Raw genomic sequence first — 15,842 nt, 5'->3', positions numbered from 1 at the left:
GTTCGTTGAGCGAGGAGCGCAGCGACGAGACGAAACGCGGTGAGGATGCAGGGGCTCAACGCTCCGGTATCCTCACCGCGTTTCGTCTCGCTCCGCTCGCTCAACGAACAGAAGCATCCGGTGCTGACCCGACCACGGATTCAGGACGCAGTCGGATGCCGTCAGCGCTTGACCGTCACCGTGAGCGCTTTGCTCTCGGTACTGCCCGCGGCGTTCACGAACTCCACACGGTAGGTGTGCTTTCCCACCGACCGCCCCGACACCGGCACCGTCACACGCTGCGCGGCGGGGCTGTTCGCGACCATGTCGCCCTCGGAGATCAGCACACCGTCTTCGTACAGGCGGTACGATGTCGCGTTCGTGCCCCACCACATGTCGGCGGTGAGCGTGTACGACCCGTCGCCGTCCCAGTTGTCGGCCGACAGCACGGGTGTGCCGGGAGCCGCATCCTTCACCTTCACCGTCACGGGCTTCACCGCCGTCACGCCTCGCGAGTTGATCAGTTCGCCGGTGTAGACGTAGCTGCCGTTCGCCTTGCCGGTCACGGCGACCTGTGCCGTCTGCGCAGCGGTGCCTCCGAACGTCAGCGGCACCGTCTCGATCAGCACGCCGTTCTCGAACACTCGCAGCTTGGTGGCGTTCTGCCCCCACCACAGATTCATGGTGAGCGTGAAGTCGCCGTCGAGCAGCCCGGTGTCATGGCCGTTGTCGTGCGACAGCACTCCACGAGCCGGGGCGGCCGTCGCCGAGTCCTTCCGCACGAGTGCGTCGACGGCGTCATCGAGCGTCGCCACGGCTCCTGCCACGGCATCCTCACTCGGGCTGGTCGCTGCGAGCACGATGTCGGCACGCGCGATCGCACCGGGCATGGCGGTCGTCGACGACTCGACATACGTCGTCAGGTCGAGAGCCGCAGCCGCGTCGCGCCGCTCCCGCAGCTGCGTGGTGTCGGCACCGGGCATCGGTTCGCGCACGAGCTCGAGATCGTCGATCGTGCCCCACGCCCCCGCCGGCAGCGCCGCGGAGATCCGCACGGTCGCCGTGCCCTCGGCACCCACCTGCAGCGCCTCGGTCGTCGGCGTCGACCACACCCGCCAGCCGTCGAACCCGAAGGCCGCAGCGGGGCCCGCTGCAGGTGACGACGAGAGCGACAGCGAAGCCCGCCCGTCCGAGCCTTCACCGTCGCCCTGCAGCGACGCCCGTGCGACGTACGACCCTGCGGGCAGCCCGCTCACGGTCTGCGACAGCTCGAACGAGTATCCGGATGCCGCGTAGAAGTGCGCCGAATGGGTGCCGCTCCGAGGGTCATCCCATGCTCGCAGGGTGAGGCCCGACCCGGTCGCGCTCCACATGCTCGTGTCCGCATCCTCGAATCCAGGGTTGCGCAGATAGTTGCGCGCCGCGACCGACACTGTGGCGGAGGCCGCGAGTCCCGCTTCGGTCACGCCCGCGATCGCATACTCGCCGACGCCCTCGATGTACTCCGCGCCGGTCGACCACGTGACGGTCTGCTGCTCCGACGAGCCGTCGTTGTAGAGCACGGATACTTCGCCGGGCAGCTCGACCGCATCGCCTTCGACCAGCTGCAGCGCCACGGGCCGCACCGACTCGACAGCGCGAGGGGCCTGGGCTCCGGTGCGCACGTAGGAGAAGATGTTCAGCGCATCGGATGCCGTGCCGTCGAACCCGAACAGCGCCTGGTTGTCCCACGCGGATCCGCCGAACCACTGGCCGGCATCATGCGGCTCGTACTCGCCGGCGAAGCTCGACGCCCATCCGGATCCGTCGCGCTCCCACAGCACCTTGTTCTGCTCGAGCTGAGCGGGCGGACCGACCGGCAGCCATGCGGGCTCCCAGTAGTACACGCCGATACCGGCCTCGCCGACGTCGGCGACAGCCTGCACGACCGCGCGCACCGCATCGGCCTGACCCTGCACGCTCACCGGATACTGCGTCGCCTCGGACGGCAGGTCGACCACATTGCCGTGGCCGTCTCCGTCGTCGAGCGTGAACGCCCACGAGGTCTCGGCGACCATGACCTTCTTGCCGTACGTCTCGGCGACGTGCGAGAGCACCGCCGTGAGGTTCTCGGGGGTGCCGTGCCAGAACGGGTAGTACGACGACGCGAACACGTCATAGTCGACGTCGCGGCGGTCGAGCTGGGCTGCGACGTCGGCATAGAAGCCGGCCCGCTCGGGGTTGGTGAAGTGTACGGCGACGAGAGTGTCGGGCGCTTCGGCGCGCACGGCGGCAGAGCCTGCCGAGAACACCTTCGCCATGTCGTCCCAGCCGCGCACCCCGGCGACGCCGCCGTTGGTCTCGTTGCCCACCTGCACCATGCGCAGATCGATGCCCGCATCCACCAGTCGTCGCACGGCATCACGGGTGAAGGTGCCGACCTCGGCGGCGACCTGGTCGGCCGTCATCCCCTGCCAGGCCTTGGGCACCTGCTGCTTGGCGGGGTCTGCCCAGAAGTCGGAGTAGTGGAAGTCGACGAGCACGCCGAGTCCGGCATCCGTCGCGCGCTGCGCGATCTCGATCGCACGATCGACGTCGACGTCGCCGCCGCCGTAGCCGTTGCCGTTCGCGTCGAACGGGTCGTTCCACACGCGCACCCGCACATCGGAGACCCCGGCGTCGGCGAGGATCTCGAACAGATCACCCGGCGTGCCGTCGGAGTCTCGGAACACGACGCCCGACTCTTCGAGAGACAGCACCGACGACACGTCGACGCCGCCGATGAAGTCGTCGGGCAGGTTCTCGACCCGTGGGACGGTGATGCCGGCATCCACCGGTTCGGCGGCGGCGACAGCAGCCGGCACGGATGCCTGGGATGGCGCGGCCGACGCCGGCAGCGCGACGCCGATCAGGGCGACGGCGGTGACCGTGGCCAGGGCGGAGGAGAGAAGGGAACGCGTGCGACGGTGCATGACGGCCTTTCGAGCGGTGCGGAAGAGAGGATCAGCCCTTGACGGATCCCTGGGTGAGCCCGCCGACGATGTACTTCTGCAGCGAGAAGAACAGTGCGAGCACGGGCACGGCGGCGACGACGACACCGGCGGCGAAGAGCCCCCAGCGCGAGGTCAGCTGGTTCGAGACCCACTGGTACATGCCGACGGCGAGGGTCCAGTTGTCCTCGGAGGTGAGGATGATCTTCGACAGGATGAAGTCGCCGAACGCCGCGAGGAACGCGAGCAGGGCGACGACCGCGAGGATCGGCACGACCAGCGGCATGATGAGCCGCCAGAAGATCTGCGCATGGCTGGCGCCGTCGATCTTCGCCGACTCGTCGATCTCGACGGGGATCGTGTTGAAGAAGCCGTACATCAGGAACGTGTTCGCGCCGAGTGCGCCGCCGAGGTAGACGCAGATCAGGGCGATCTTCGAGTTGATGCCGAGAGCAGGGACCACGTCGCCGAGGGTCTGCAGCATCAGGAAGATGGCGATGAACGCCAGCGCCTGCGGGAACATCTGCAGCACGAGCAGGGTGGTGAGGCTCGCGCGCCGCCCGCTGAAGCGGAAGCGCGAGAACGCATAGGCGCCGCAGGCTCCCATCAGCACCGAGCCCACCGCGGTCACGCCGCCGATCAGCAGGGTGTTGCCGAACCACACCCAGTAGCGCGATTCGCCGAGGGCGATGTAGTTCGCGGGATCGAACGCACTGAACAGAGCGCTGGATGCCGCAAGGCTGCCGTTCGGGTTGAGCGACGCCGACAGCACGTAGACGAGCGGGAACGCGGCGAAGAACAGCACTCCTGCGGCCAGGATGTACTTCCACCCGACCTCGCCCCACCACCGACGCCGTCGAGCGCCCGCGCGCGCGGCATCCGCTTCTTTCGATGAACCGGTCACGATGACTCTTGTCTCACTCATCACTGGTACTCCTCGAGCTTGCGGGTCTGTCGGAAGCTCAGCGCCGAGATGAGACCGACCACGATGAAGGCGATGATCGACAGCGCGCTCGCGAGGCCGTAGTCGGCCGCACCACCCGAGACGCCCGAGACGTCGTAGATGGCCGAGACCAGGATGTCGGTCGAGCCCAGTGCGTACGGAGCGCCGGCGATGGCCGGCCCGCCGTTGTTGAAGGTGTAGATCACGGTGAAGTTGTTGAACGCGACGGCGAACGAGGCGATCAGCAGGGGGGCGGTCGACACGAGCAGCAGCGGCAGCACGATCGCGCGGAAGCGCTGCAGCTTGTTCGCACCGTCGATCTCGGCCGCTTCGAGCGTCTCGCCCGGCAGCGACTGCAGCGCGCCCGTGCACACGAGGAACCAGTACGGGTAGCTCAGCCACACGTTCACGAAGATCACCGCGGCTCGGGTGAGCCACGGGTCGCCGAGCCAGTTGATCTGCGAGCCGAAGAAGAACAGGTCGTTGATCACGCCGAACTCGGCGTTGAACATGCCGCGGAACAGCAGCGCGGCCATGAATGCGGGGAACGCGTAGGGAAGGATGAACAGCGCTCGCAGGAACCGACGGCCCTTGACGCGCGGGTCGTTGTAGACGATCGCGAGGCCGAGTCCGACGGCGAAGCTCAGCACGACCGACAGGATCGCGAACGCGAAGGTCCAGACCGTGACGCTCAACAGGGTGCCCGCGAGGTTCGCATCCGTGAAGAGCTTGAGGAAGTTGGCGAATCCGACGTTCACCGACCACCCCGTCGGCAGCGCCGTGCCGTCTGCAGCCACGAACGCACCGAGATCCGTGGCCGTGTAGACCGTGCCCGACTGCGTGTCGGTGATCGTCTGCGCCTCGGCATCCCACACCAGCGTCGGTTCGTAGACCGAGCCGGTCGAGCCCTCTCGGGTGCGGATCGAGCCGTCGTTCGGGTCGTCCGAGACCGGCACCCTGAGGTCCTTGATCGTCGCTCCGAGTGTCGGATCGGTCAGCACGGTCGCCCGCGGGACGACCTCCCACCCGGGCACCTCGCTCGGGGCGCCGGTGGTGCCGATCTCGGCATCGGATGCGGTGGTCAGCGGTTCGGTCGCGGATCCGACCTGCACGTCGCCGTCGTCGTCGACGATCGCGAAGCCGAGCTCGTCGCCGCGCTGCACGATCGAGAGCGGGTAGTCCGACGAGCCCTCGATGCGACGCTCGCCCTGGATCAGCGCGGCCTCGACCGCCTGCTCCTGCGTGCCGACGTGACCGGTGCCGTAGTTCGTGAAGGCGATGTACGCCGTGTAGCCGAAGATGAAGACCTGGAAGACGAGCAGGAAGATCAGCCCGGGGAGCAGGTATTTCAGCGGCAGCGCCTTGCGGGTGAAGTACACCCAGTCGGCGATGATGACCAGCAGCACGACGACGCCGAGAACGATCCACGACTCGGCACTCCAGGCCGAGATCGCGGTCATGATGCCGAAGGCGTTGACCAACGCCATCAGGGCGAGCTTGATGAGGAAGCCCCAGCCGAGGCCGCGGAAGCGACGGGCGTGGGATTCGCGCGAGGGCTTCACCACGGGGGTGGGGGCCTCGGCCGGTGGTGCCTGGATCGTCATGTCATCAGTCCTGTCTGGCGGGGCGTTTCGTCTCGCTCCGCTCGCTCAACGACCGGGAATGTTCGTTGAGCGAGGGAGCGAAGCGACCGAGACGAAACGCCCCACAAGTCGGGTCAACCCGCGAGAGTCGTCTCGAGGTCGGCGACCATGGTGTTCCACGTCGACACGGGGTCGGCGCCGTTGATGATCTGCGCCTGCGCGGCGTTCCAGAGATCCCAGACAGAACCCATCTCGGGGATCGACGGCATCGGCACGCCGCTCTGGGCGGAGGCCACGAAGCCGGCGGTGATCGGGTCGGACGAGACCTCGTCGGCGAGCGTCGACCACGCGGGGATGCGGGGGTCGGCCTCGTAGAGGGCACGCTGCGCGTCTTCGGTGCCGAGGTAGTTCACGAGGAACTCCTGGGCGAGAAGGGCGTTCTTGCTCTTGCTCGAGAGGTAGAAGCCCTGCACGCCGACGAACGGGGCTGCGGGCTCGCCGCCCGCAGAGGGGATCGGGTTCACGGCGACGTTGATTCCGTCGAACGCGCTGATGGCCCACGGGCCCTGGATCGTGTACGGGGCCTTGCCCGACGCGAACAGCTCGTTGTTGATGTCGTAGTCGACGGTGGTCGAGATGTAGCCGGTGCCGCTCGAGCCGTTGGCGCCGAGCCAGCTGGCGAACGCCTCGCCGGGTGCTCCGCCCATGCCGACCTCGCTCGTGTACGAGCCGGTGTCGTCCTGCACGAAGACGGGGGCGCCGAACGAGGTCTGCAGTCCGTACATCGTGTATCCGTCGCCGGTCTCGCCGCCGGTGTTGATGACGAAGGGACGCTCGGTGCCGGCCGCGACGCCCTTGGCGATCATGTCGTCCCAGGTGGCCGGGGCCTCTGCGCCGACGAGGTCGACGTTCTGCACGAGGGCGATGGTCTCGAGCGAGTACGGCATCGCATACAGCTGGCCGTCGTAGGTCATGGCGTCGAGAGCGACCTGCTCGAACTCCGACGCCTTGTCGCCGAGGTCGATCGTGTCGACGACACCGGCCGCGACGAGCGCGCCGAGCCAGTCGTGCGCGCCGACCGTGATGTCGGGTCCCTCGCCGGTCGGGACCTGCGCGATGAAGTCGTTGCGGAGGTCCTCGAAGTTCTTCTGAACGAGGGTGACCTTGGCTCCGGTCTCCTCTTCGAACGCCTCGGCGGCTGCGGTGATCGCGGCTTCGCGCTCGGCGTCCGTCCAGATGACGAGTTCAGCGCCGTCGCCGGATGCGGCGTCGTCGCCGCCTTCGGGTGCGCCGGCGGAGCAGCCCGCGAGGACCACGGCCGCGGCCAGAGCGAGTGCGCCGACTCCGATGTGCTTGCGCATGCGTTTTCCTATCTGTCGTGGCCGACGATGCGCTGCGCGTCATCGCGACCGGGGTGGGTGTTGCTGTGTGGTTCGTGGTGGTGCAGGGTGATGCGGGTCGTGCGGGTCGTGCTGTCAGTGGGAGGTGCGGATGACGGCGACCCCGCCCGCCGCGATCGTCAGGGCACCCGAGATCTCGGCGCCGCTGAGGAGCTCGACGCCTACGGCTTCGAGCTCGACGTCGTCATCACGGTGGTTCACGGCGATGCGGTAGACCGCGTCGGCGCCGTGACGGGTGATGACCTCGAGGCCTTCGGCGACACCCGACGGGGTGACGTCGGCATCCGCGTAGACCTCGTGCAGGAGCGCGCGCATTCCCGCCGCATCCAGCCGGGTGCCGACGTACCAGCCGGTGCCCGCCCCATGACGGTGACGCGTGATCGCGGGCTCGCCCTCACCGGGTCCGCCCGAGAAGTTCGCGATGACCTCGGCTCCTTCGAGCGCGATGTCCTCCTGCCAGACGTCGGCGATGATGCCGTCGTGATCGACCCAGTCGAGTCCGTGGCTCTCGCCCTCGCGCAGCGGCAGGAACTCCTCGACCGTGAGCCCAAGGGCCTCACGCAGCGGGGCGACGAAGCCACCGGCGTGCACGGCGTCGTTCTCATCGACGATGGCCGAGAAGAACGACACGAGCAGCGTGCCGCCGTCGCGGACATACGAGGTGAGGTTCGCGGCATCCGCGGCGCTCAACAGGTACTGCGCCGGAGCGACCACCAGGCGGTAGCCCGAGAGGTCCTGGCCCGGCAGGGCGAAGTCGACCGTGATGCCGTCACGCCACAGCTGCTCGTAGAAGCGGCGAACCTGGGCGGCGTGCGTGACATCTTCGGAGGGGCGCCATTCGAGGTCCTGTGCCCAGAACGACTCGAAGTCCCAGAGGATCGCGACGTCGGCTTTCACCGTGCTGCCCTGCACCTCGTCGAGGCGGCCGAGCGCGGCACCCAGATCGACGACCTCCCGGAAGACCCGCGACGCGGTGCCGGCGTGCGGCAGCATCGCGGAGTGGAACTTCTCGGCACCCGAGCGGCCCGCGCGCCACTGGAAGAACAGGATGCCGTCGGCTCCGCGGCCGAGGTGCGTGAAGGAGTTGCGCTGCATCTCGCCGCGACGCTTGGCGATGTTGCGCGGCTGCCAGTTGACGGCCGAGGTCGAGTGCTCCATGAGGATCCACGGCTTGCCGCCGCCGACTGAGCGGCTGAGGTCGGCTGCGATCGCGAGCCCGATGTGCGCGTCCTCGTCGGCGGCCCACAGGTAGTGGTCGTCAGAGACGATGTCGACCTCGCGGCCCCAGGCCCACAGGTCTGTGGTCCAGCTCTGGTTCGCCATGAAGTTCGTCGTGACCGGCTGCGTGGCGTGCGCGCGGATCGCGTCGCGCTCGGCGATGAAGCACGCACGCAGCTGGTGATCCGTGAACCGCGCGAAGTCGAGGCGCTGAGCCGGGTTCACGACGCTCGGGGCGATGGCGGGCGCACCGACGTGCTCCCACGCCGAGTAGTGCTGACCCCAGAAGGCGGTGCCCCACGCGCTGTTCAGCGCATCGAGCGAGCCGTACTTCTCCTGGAGCCAGAGCCTGAAGGCGGCGACCGCGTTCGGCGAGTAGTCCTCACCGATGGGAACGCCGTACTCGTTGTGCACGTGCCACAGCACGACGGCCGGATGCTGCGCGTAGCGCGCCGCGAGAGCATCCGCGATCCGCACGATCGCCTCGCGGTAGGCCGGCGACGAGTGCGAGGCCATGCCGCGCGAGCCGAAGCCCATCGTGCGACCCTCGCGGTCGATCACGCGGGCGTCGGGGTGGTTCGCGAAGAACCACGCCGGCGGGGATGCCGTGGGCGTGCCCAGGTCGACCTTGATGTCGTTCGCGTGCAGCAGGTCGAGCAGCTCGTCGAGCCAGGCGAAGTCGAACTCGCCCTCGGCGACTTCGATGAGCGCCCACGAGAAGATGCCGACGCTGACCAGGTTGACTCCGGCCTCGCGCATCAGGATGACGTCTTCGCGCCACGTCTCGGGCGACCACTGCTCGGGGTTGTAGTCGCCGCCATAGGCGATTCCGCTCAGTGCGGGCCAGGCGTGAGGGGAGGTCATCGGCACTCCATCGGGTCGGTGCGGTCGTGGTGCGTGTCCCGGGGTGCTGTCGCTCTTTCGACTGGGACCGGTCTCAGCCTGACTCATGAGAGTGACTGGGACCGGTCTCAGTTCTACCCCAGGTCTGCCGTCGATCACAACCGCCGTTACCGAACTGAGACCGGTCCCAGCTGTGACTACCGCTGGACGGGATGCTGTGGGTAGAGTCACAGGCGATGAGTGATGTCAGCGCGAAGCGCAAGCCGACGATCCGCCAGATCGCGGCGCAGGCGGGGGTGTCCCGCAGCACGGTCTCGCGTGTGATCAACGGCGGGCACTGGGTGTCCCCCGATGCCAGGCAGGCCGTCGAAGAGGCGATCCTCGCCACCGGCTACACGGCGAACCATCACGCGCGAAGTCTCGCGACGGGCCGCGCCGGTTCACTGGCGTTTCTGCTGACCGAGCCGCAGCAGCTGCTGTTCGACGACCCGACCTTCGCACTGCTGCTGCGCGGAGCGGCCGAAGCCCTCGCGCAGCGGGCGATGACACTGGTGCTGCTCGTCGCCGGAACGCCCGCCGAGCGCGAGAGCGTCGCCCAGTTCCTCAGCGCCGGTCATGTCGACGGCGTCATGCTGATCTCATCGCACGAGTCCGATCCGCTGCTCGACCAGCTGATCGAGGTCGGCATCCCCACCGTCTGCTGCGGCCTGCCCCTCGGACACGAACGAGAGCTCTCGACGATCTCGGTCGACGAAGTCGCCTCAGCCCGCACGATGGCCGCGCACCTCGTGGCGCAGGGCCACCGCCGCATCGGCATGATCACGGGCCCCGACGACACCCCCGGCGGGCGCTACCGCCTGGTCGGCTTCCGCGAAGAGCTCGGCGAGCAGTTCGACGAGACGCTGGTCGAGGTGGGCGACTACTCGTACGAATCAGGGCAGGCCGCCATGACGAGGATGCTCGAGCACGACGTCGACGCCGTGTTCGCAGCATCCGACCGGATGGCCGCCGGAGCGATCGCCGCCGCCCGCCGTGCCGGACGCCGCGTGCCGGAGGACATCGCGATCGCCGGGTTCGACGACTCGGGCCTCGCCGCCACCCACGAGCCTCCGATCACGACCATGCGTCAACCCTGGGATCAGATCAGCGCGCAGATGGTCGCCGTGCTGCTCGAGGTCATCGCCGGAGCATCCCCCCGCTCGGTCATCCTCGACACCGAGCTCGTGGTGCGCGAGAGCGCGTAGGCGCCGTTCTCACCTCTGCGATCGGTCGAGCACCTCGCGGAGCTTCGCGGCGAAGACTTCGGGCTGGCCGGCATAGCCGAATTCGCCGCCCATGAAGCCGCCGTGGTGACTGGGGAAGACCGTCGCCTGCTGGCCGAGCTGCTCGGCCAGGGCGATCGCAGTGCGTCCGGTGTAGACCTTCAGCGACTCCTCCCCGACCGCCACCACGATCCGGGTAGGCGCCGCCTTCAGAGCTTCGATGTCCGGCACATAGAGGGGCACCGCCCACGACAGCTCTGACAGCAACGGGTCATCCCGCGAACCGTCGTCTTCGGTCGGCATCCCGAACGCCGCGGGGTCAGGCGCAGGCTGAGCGAGATAGTCGTCCGTGACTTCGCCCTCCCATGAGGTCATCACGATGAACGCCGCCATTCCAGCACCCCAGCCTTTGTCCTGATACACCTTCGTGTAGGCCACGCGCGCACGATGGACAGCCTCGGCGTCTGGCAGCACGCTGTCTATCGGCGGCTCGTGAGCGACCAGAGTCGCGACGTCGTGCGGGTGCGCCGTGACCAGAGCGAGTGCGGTCACCGCACCGCCGCTGCTCGCGAGCATGTCGACCGGGCCGGCGCCGAGCGCCTCGATGATCGCGTGGACGTCCTCGGCCTGGGTCTCCGGTTCGTTGGTCACACCGCCGTCCTTGCGTGTGCTCCGGCCCATGCCACGCGGGTCGTAGGTCACCACGGTGCGATCGCCGAACAGCGCCACCTGGGCCTGGAATCCGGTCGCGTCCATCGGCTGACCGATCATCATCAGCGGAGGACGACCATCCGCAGTCGGGAGCGGCCCGTGCACGTCGTAGACGAGGTCGACCTCCGGAAGCTCGAGCGTGTGCTGCGTCATGGACGGCCTCCTCGTCATCGAACGATTCCATTGGGATGCTACGACGCGGCATCCCCGGGCGCCACCGGGCCATGTCCCGCCACGAGGCGGTTGGAATCGCCGGACACCCGTCGGCTCACTCGAAGGTCGTGATGGCGAGGTCGATCATCGGCAGGCTGTCGCGCGGCACGACGACAGTGCAGACCACGTTCTCATCGACGCGGAAACCCACCGCGAAGACGAAGGGATCGGTGTCGATCTGCACACCCGGTCGATTCCGGCCATCCACCGCGACGACGGCATCCCTGGCCGCCGATGTCTTCGCCTCCCAGCCGCCGTCGTCACCCTCGCTCGGCAGGTCGGGGAGTCCGAGCTCCTCACGGAATCTGTTCCGCAGTATGTGATTGGCGTGGTCGACCAACTGCTGCGAGAGCGCGTGCCGCTCGGGATCGGGCGACGCCTGCCAGCTGGTGCGCACCGCCTCCCAGAGCATCGGGTACTTGAGCAGCTGAGCCCACTCGATCAGCCACGCTGGGCGGCCCCACGGCGGTTCCTCCTCGATCGATCGTCGGATGCCGGGGTCCAGCTCGATCTCGTTGCGCGGGTCGGAATGGTCGTCGGGATTCCTCCACAGCGTGTAGGTGAGCGACACCGACGACTCCGCCAGTCCCATCGGCGCGCCCGCTGCCGCCGACGCGCCCATCTCCATGAACGAGGCACCCGGTATGCGCGTGAGCGATGGCTGCGGCCGCAGCTGGAACACCGGGTAGGACAGCCCGCGCAGGCGAGCTTCGAAATCGGCGCTCGGGTCAGGGGCGTCCATCGGCACTACTCCGGCGTACTCCATTCGCCCAGTCTGACCTCTGCCGTGGCGGAACTCCAGGACTCAAGGGGCGACGTCCGCGCGAAAGCAGGCGGCTCAGCCGCGCATCGCGACGCCGCGGCGCCAGTAGCCCATGAAGGCGACCTGGGAGCGGTCGATGCCGAGGTCCTTGACCAGGTGACGGCGCAGTGTGGTGACGACGCCGCTCTCGCCGGCGATCCAGAAATAGCGCTCGGCGGGAGCATCCGCCGCCGCGATCTCCTCGCCGAGGCCCGAGTAGTCGGGGGTCTCCCAGAGCAGGTCCTCGGACTCGATGTCCTTCACGTCGATCTCGTCGGCCGCGTCCGCATCGCCGAGGTACTCGAGCACAGCGGGGATGAGACGCACACCGTGGGGCTCGCCCGCATCTCGGGGCAGCCAGTGCACCTCGACGCCGGCAGGAGCGTCGATGCGCAGGATGTCGGCGGGAGTCGGCACCTCGATGAACGCGCAGCCTCGGAGGTCGCTCGGGGCGTCCTCGAGGATGCGGGCGATCGCGGGAGCTGCAGTCTCGTCGCCGGCGAGAAGGACCGACGCAGCGGTGCCGGGCTCGTATTCGGCCCCACCGTGGGCCGCCGCAGCGACCCCTCGACGCGGTCCGACGATGAACAGCTCCTGGCCGGCGGCGGCCGCATCGGCCCACCTCGACGCGGGGCCCGTCAGTCCAGGCGCCAGGTGCAGCACGAAATCGACGTCGAGCTCGGTGCCGGCATCCGTCACGCGAAGCTCGCGCACCGAGTAGGTGCGCATGGATCCGCGCTCGTCCTCGGGCACGGCGAGGAACGACCCCCACCAGTCGTCGGTGTCCCGATCGAGCTCGGGAAGGATGCCGGATGCCGGCGGGAACACGATCTTGATCCGAGAGTCGAAGGTGTCGCCGGGCGTGCCGAACTCGAAGAGGTCGTCACCGCCGAAGGTGACGCGCACGAAGTTCGGCGACACCCGTTCGACCGCGCGCACCTCGGCGCGGGCCAGCACGTAGGTGGGGCGTTCGGTCGTCGTCTCAGCGGACATGATGCCTTCCGATCGGGGTGACCATCGGCTTTCCCGAGACCGGGTCGATGGTGATCTGGTTCGCGAGGTCGAAGACCTCTTCGACGAGCTGGGCGGTCACGACATCCTGCGGAGCGCCGGTGGCGTGCACCCTGCCCTCCTTCATCGCGACGAGCTCGTCGGAATACCGCGCGGCGAGGTTGAGGTCGTGCAGCACCATGACGATCGTGGTGCCGCGCGAGACGCTCAGGTCGGTGAGCAGGTCGAGCACCTCGACCTGGTGCGCGACGTCGAGGAACGTCGTCGGCTCGTCCAGCAGCAGGATGTCGGTCTCCTGCGCGAGTGCCATCGCGATCCACACGCGCTGACGCTGGCCACCCGAGAGCTCGTCGACGCTGCGGTCGGCGAGGTCGGTGGTTCCGGTCGCCTCGAGGGCGTCCGCCACGATCTCGTAGTCGTGGGCACTCCAGCGGGCGAGCATCTTCTGGTGCGGATGCCGGCCACGACCCACGAGGTCGGCGACGGCGATGCCCTCCGGCGCGACGGGCGACTGCGGCAGCAGACCGAGGATGCGCGCGACCTCCTTGGTGGGGCGCGCGTGCACCGACTTGCCGTCGAGCACGATCTGGCCGGCGGTCGGCGAGAGCAGACGCGCGAGCGAGCGCAGCAGCGTCGACTTGCCGCATCCGTTGGCTCCGACGATCGTCGTGATCTTGCCGGGGGCGATCGCGAGGTCGAGGCCGTCGATGATCGTGCGGTCGCCGTAGGCGAGCGTGACGGACTCGGCCGTCAGAGTGTGCGCCTCGGTCACAGTGAGCCTCCCGAGCGGTTGGTGCGGATGAGCAGGAAGATGAGATACGGAGCGCCGAGCACGCCGGTGATCACGCCGACCGGGTAGCGATCCCCGAACGCGAACTGGCCGAGCAGATCGCCGCCGAGCACCAGCACGGCACCGACGAACGCGCTCGGAAGCAGCAGGTTCGCTCCCGGGCCGGTGATGCGGGCGGCGATGGGACCCGCCATGAACGCGACGAACGCGATGGGGCCGCAGGCCGCGGTCGCGAAGGCGAGCAGGGCGACGGCACCCAGGATGAACAGCAGGCGGGTGGTGTTGACCCGCACGCCGAGACCGGACGCCGAATCATCGCCGAGCTGCATGGCTCCGAGCGCGCGCCCCTGCGAGAGCAGCAGCGGCATCAGCAACGCCGCGGCTATCGCGAGCGGCATGACGCGCTCCCACGAGGCATTGTTCAGGCTTCCGGTGAGCCACTGCATCGCGGTCTGGATGTCCCAGCTCGCTGCGCGCGACAGCATGTAGGAGATGACGCTCTGCAGCATCGCCGCGACGCCGATGCCGATCAGGATCAGTCGTGTGCCGGCGAAGCCGTTCTTGATCGACAGCAGGTAGATGATGCCCGCGGTCACGATCGCTCCGACGAGAGCCAGGAGCGAGACCACGGGGCCGTTCAACGACAGCACCACGATGCCGAACACCGCAGCGGCGCCGGCGCCGTTCGAGATGCCGATGATGTCGGGCGAGGCGAGCGGATTGCGCAGCAGCGTCTGGAACGAGACGCCCGCGATGCCGAACGCGAACCCGGCGAGGATCGCGAGCACCGCGCGGGGCAGACGCAGCTCACCCACCGTGAACGACGCCCCCGGAACCGTCTCGCCCACGATGACGCGGATCACCTCGTCGAGCGGATAGAACGTGTTGCCGATCATCAGGGCGACGGCGAACAGCACCACGAGCATCGCGCCGAGAACGATGGTCGCGACCGCGTGGCGGCGGTGTCGTGAGCGACGGCCGGCGACGATCGCGGCGACGGACCCGCCCCTTCGTTCGGATGCCGCAGGAGTCTGGGCCGCAGCCCGGTCGATGGTGCTCACAGTTCACGCACCTTCTGACGGCGGACGATCCAGATGAAGAACGGGGCTCCGATGATCGCGGTGATGATGCCGACCTGGATCTCCTCCGACGAGGGCGCGATCACGCGGCCGACGATGTCGCTCGCGAGAAGCAGCGCTGCACCGGCCATGGCCGAGAACGGCAGAAGCCAGCGGTGGTCGGTGCCGATCAGCATCCGGCACACGTGCGGAACGACGAGTCCGACGAAGCCGATCGGACCCGCGATGGCGGTGGCGGCGCCGGCGAGGATCACGGCGCCGAGCGCCGACATGAGGCGCGTGCGGAAGACGTGCTCGCCGAGACCCTTGGCCATGTCGTCGCCGAGGGCGAGGGAGTTCATGCCGCGGGCGCTCACGAAGCAGATCAGCGCTCCCAGCGCGAGCACGGGCGCCGTGATCGCGATGCGCGGCCATTCGGCGCCGCCGACGCCCCCGATCTGCCACGACTGGAATGCCTGCAGGAGGTCGACGCGCGGCAGCATGATGGCGCTGATGAGCGAGGCGAAGGCGGCCGACGTGGCTGCACCCGCGAGGGCGAGCTTGAGAGGAGTGGCGCCGCCGCGGCCGAGCGAGCCGACCGTGTAGACGAAGGCTGCGGCGAGTGCGGCGCCGATGATCGCGAGCGCCATCTGGCTGTATGCGTCGGTGAGGCCGATGAACGCGAGACCGATGACGACGGCCAGCGAGGCGCCGTTCGAGACACCGAGGATGCCGGGATCGGCGATCGGGTTGCGGGTGACCGCCTGCATCGTCGCGCCGGAGAGGGCGAGGGCGGCACCCACGAGGAGCGCGAGCACGGTGCGCGGGAAGCGCTTGATGATCGCGGCCTGGGCGAGGGTGTCATCCTGCCCGCTGAGCGCGGCGAAGATGTCGTCGATGCTCACGGAGCGCACGCCGAAGCAGATCGACAGGATGCAGAGCACGAGCAGAACTCCGAGACCGACGAGCAGCCAGAGCGAGCGCGCCCATGCCGGGCGCCGCAGGTCTGCGGTGCCCGGCATGGGAAGGGTGACAGCGGTCACGGGAATTCAGTGCGCGA

The 15,842-nt window shown here is 68.5% G+C and carries 12 protein-coding genes; 1 reads left to right on the top strand and 11 read right to left on the bottom strand.

Annotated elements, in window-relative coordinates; genetic code table 11:
- Positions 1–161 precede the first annotated feature (161 nt).
- The 5 genes from OPU70_RS16190 to OPU70_RS16170 all read right to left on the bottom strand — a co-directional run bounded on the left by OPU70_RS16190 (position 162) and on the right by OPU70_RS16170 (position 8,956).
- Positions 162–2,930, bottom strand: coding sequence for a glycosyl hydrolase 53 family protein (locus OPU70_RS16190; protein ID WP_498558247.1), 2,769 nt, complete (start codon positions 2,928–2,930; stop codon positions 162–164).
- Between the two features lie 31 nt (positions 2,931–2,961).
- Positions 2,962–3,873 (bottom strand): sugar ABC transporter permease, encoded by a 912-nt coding sequence (locus tag OPU70_RS16185; protein WP_056510605.1) that lies wholly within the window; start codon positions 3,871–3,873, stop codon positions 2,962–2,964.
- Complete coding sequence (locus OPU70_RS16180; protein WP_042538177.1) at positions 3,873–5,495, bottom strand: ABC transporter permease subunit; 1,623 nt, start codon at positions 5,493–5,495, stop codon at positions 3,873–3,875. The genes OPU70_RS16185 and OPU70_RS16180 overlap by 1 nt, the downstream gene beginning before the upstream one ends.
- Positions 5,496–5,608: 113 nt before the next feature.
- Positions 5,609–6,835: a sugar ABC transporter substrate-binding protein gene (locus OPU70_RS16175; protein WP_498558246.1), complete on the bottom strand. Its 1,227-nt coding sequence runs from the start codon at positions 6,833–6,835 to the stop codon at positions 5,609–5,611.
- Between the two features lie 114 nt (positions 6,836–6,949).
- Positions 6,950–8,956: a beta-galactosidase gene (locus OPU70_RS16170; protein ID WP_498558245.1), complete on the bottom strand. Its 2,007-nt coding sequence runs from the start codon at positions 8,954–8,956 to the stop codon at positions 6,950–6,952.
- 215 nt (positions 8,957–9,171) lie between these two features.
- On the opposite strand from OPU70_RS16170, the gene OPU70_RS16165 reads away from it, so the two are divergent.
- Positions 9,172–10,179, top strand: a complete 1,008-nt coding sequence (locus OPU70_RS16165; RefSeq protein ID WP_079112094.1) for a LacI family DNA-binding transcriptional regulator — start codon at positions 9,172–9,174, stop codon at positions 10,177–10,179.
- Positions 10,180–10,188: 9 nt separating this feature from the next.
- Here OPU70_RS16165 and OPU70_RS16160 read toward each other — a convergent pair whose 3' ends face one another.
- The 6 genes from OPU70_RS16160 to OPU70_RS16135 all read right to left on the bottom strand — a co-directional run bounded on the left by OPU70_RS16160 (position 10,189) and on the right by OPU70_RS16135 (position 15,804).
- Positions 10,189–11,061, bottom strand: coding sequence for an alpha/beta fold hydrolase (locus tag OPU70_RS16160; RefSeq protein ID WP_498558244.1), 873 nt, complete (start codon positions 11,059–11,061; stop codon positions 10,189–10,191).
- 115 nt (positions 11,062–11,176) lie between these two features.
- Positions 11,177–11,887: a hypothetical protein gene (locus OPU70_RS16155; RefSeq protein WP_498558243.1), complete on the bottom strand. Its 711-nt coding sequence runs from the start codon at positions 11,885–11,887 to the stop codon at positions 11,177–11,179.
- Positions 11,888–11,959: 72 nt separating this feature from the next.
- Positions 11,960–12,916: a siderophore-interacting protein gene (locus OPU70_RS16150; RefSeq protein ID WP_498558242.1), complete on the bottom strand. Its 957-nt coding sequence runs from the start codon at positions 12,914–12,916 to the stop codon at positions 11,960–11,962.
- Positions 12,906–13,706, bottom strand: coding sequence for an ABC transporter ATP-binding protein (locus OPU70_RS16145; protein WP_042538187.1), 801 nt, complete (start codon positions 13,704–13,706; stop codon positions 12,906–12,908). The genes OPU70_RS16150 and OPU70_RS16145 overlap by 11 nt, the downstream gene beginning before the upstream one ends.
- The gene (locus OPU70_RS16140; RefSeq protein WP_376708812.1) at positions 13,703–14,785 is read right to left on the bottom strand and encodes a FecCD family ABC transporter permease; all 1,083 of its coding nucleotides are present in this window, start codon (positions 14,783–14,785) and stop codon (positions 13,703–13,705) included. Before OPU70_RS16140 ends, OPU70_RS16145 begins: the two co-directional genes overlap by 4 nt.
- Positions 14,782–15,804, bottom strand: a complete 1,023-nt coding sequence (locus OPU70_RS16135) for a FecCD family ABC transporter permease (RefSeq protein WP_042538343.1) — start codon at positions 15,802–15,804, stop codon at positions 14,782–14,784. Before OPU70_RS16135 ends, OPU70_RS16140 begins: the two co-directional genes overlap by 4 nt.
- Positions 15,805–15,842 lie beyond the last annotated feature (38 nt).

This window comes from Microbacterium sp. SWDP-B6, assembly GCF_059803615.1.
Note: the sequence above shows the minus strand (reverse complement) of the source record. Positions and strands in the feature narration are given on the sequence as shown.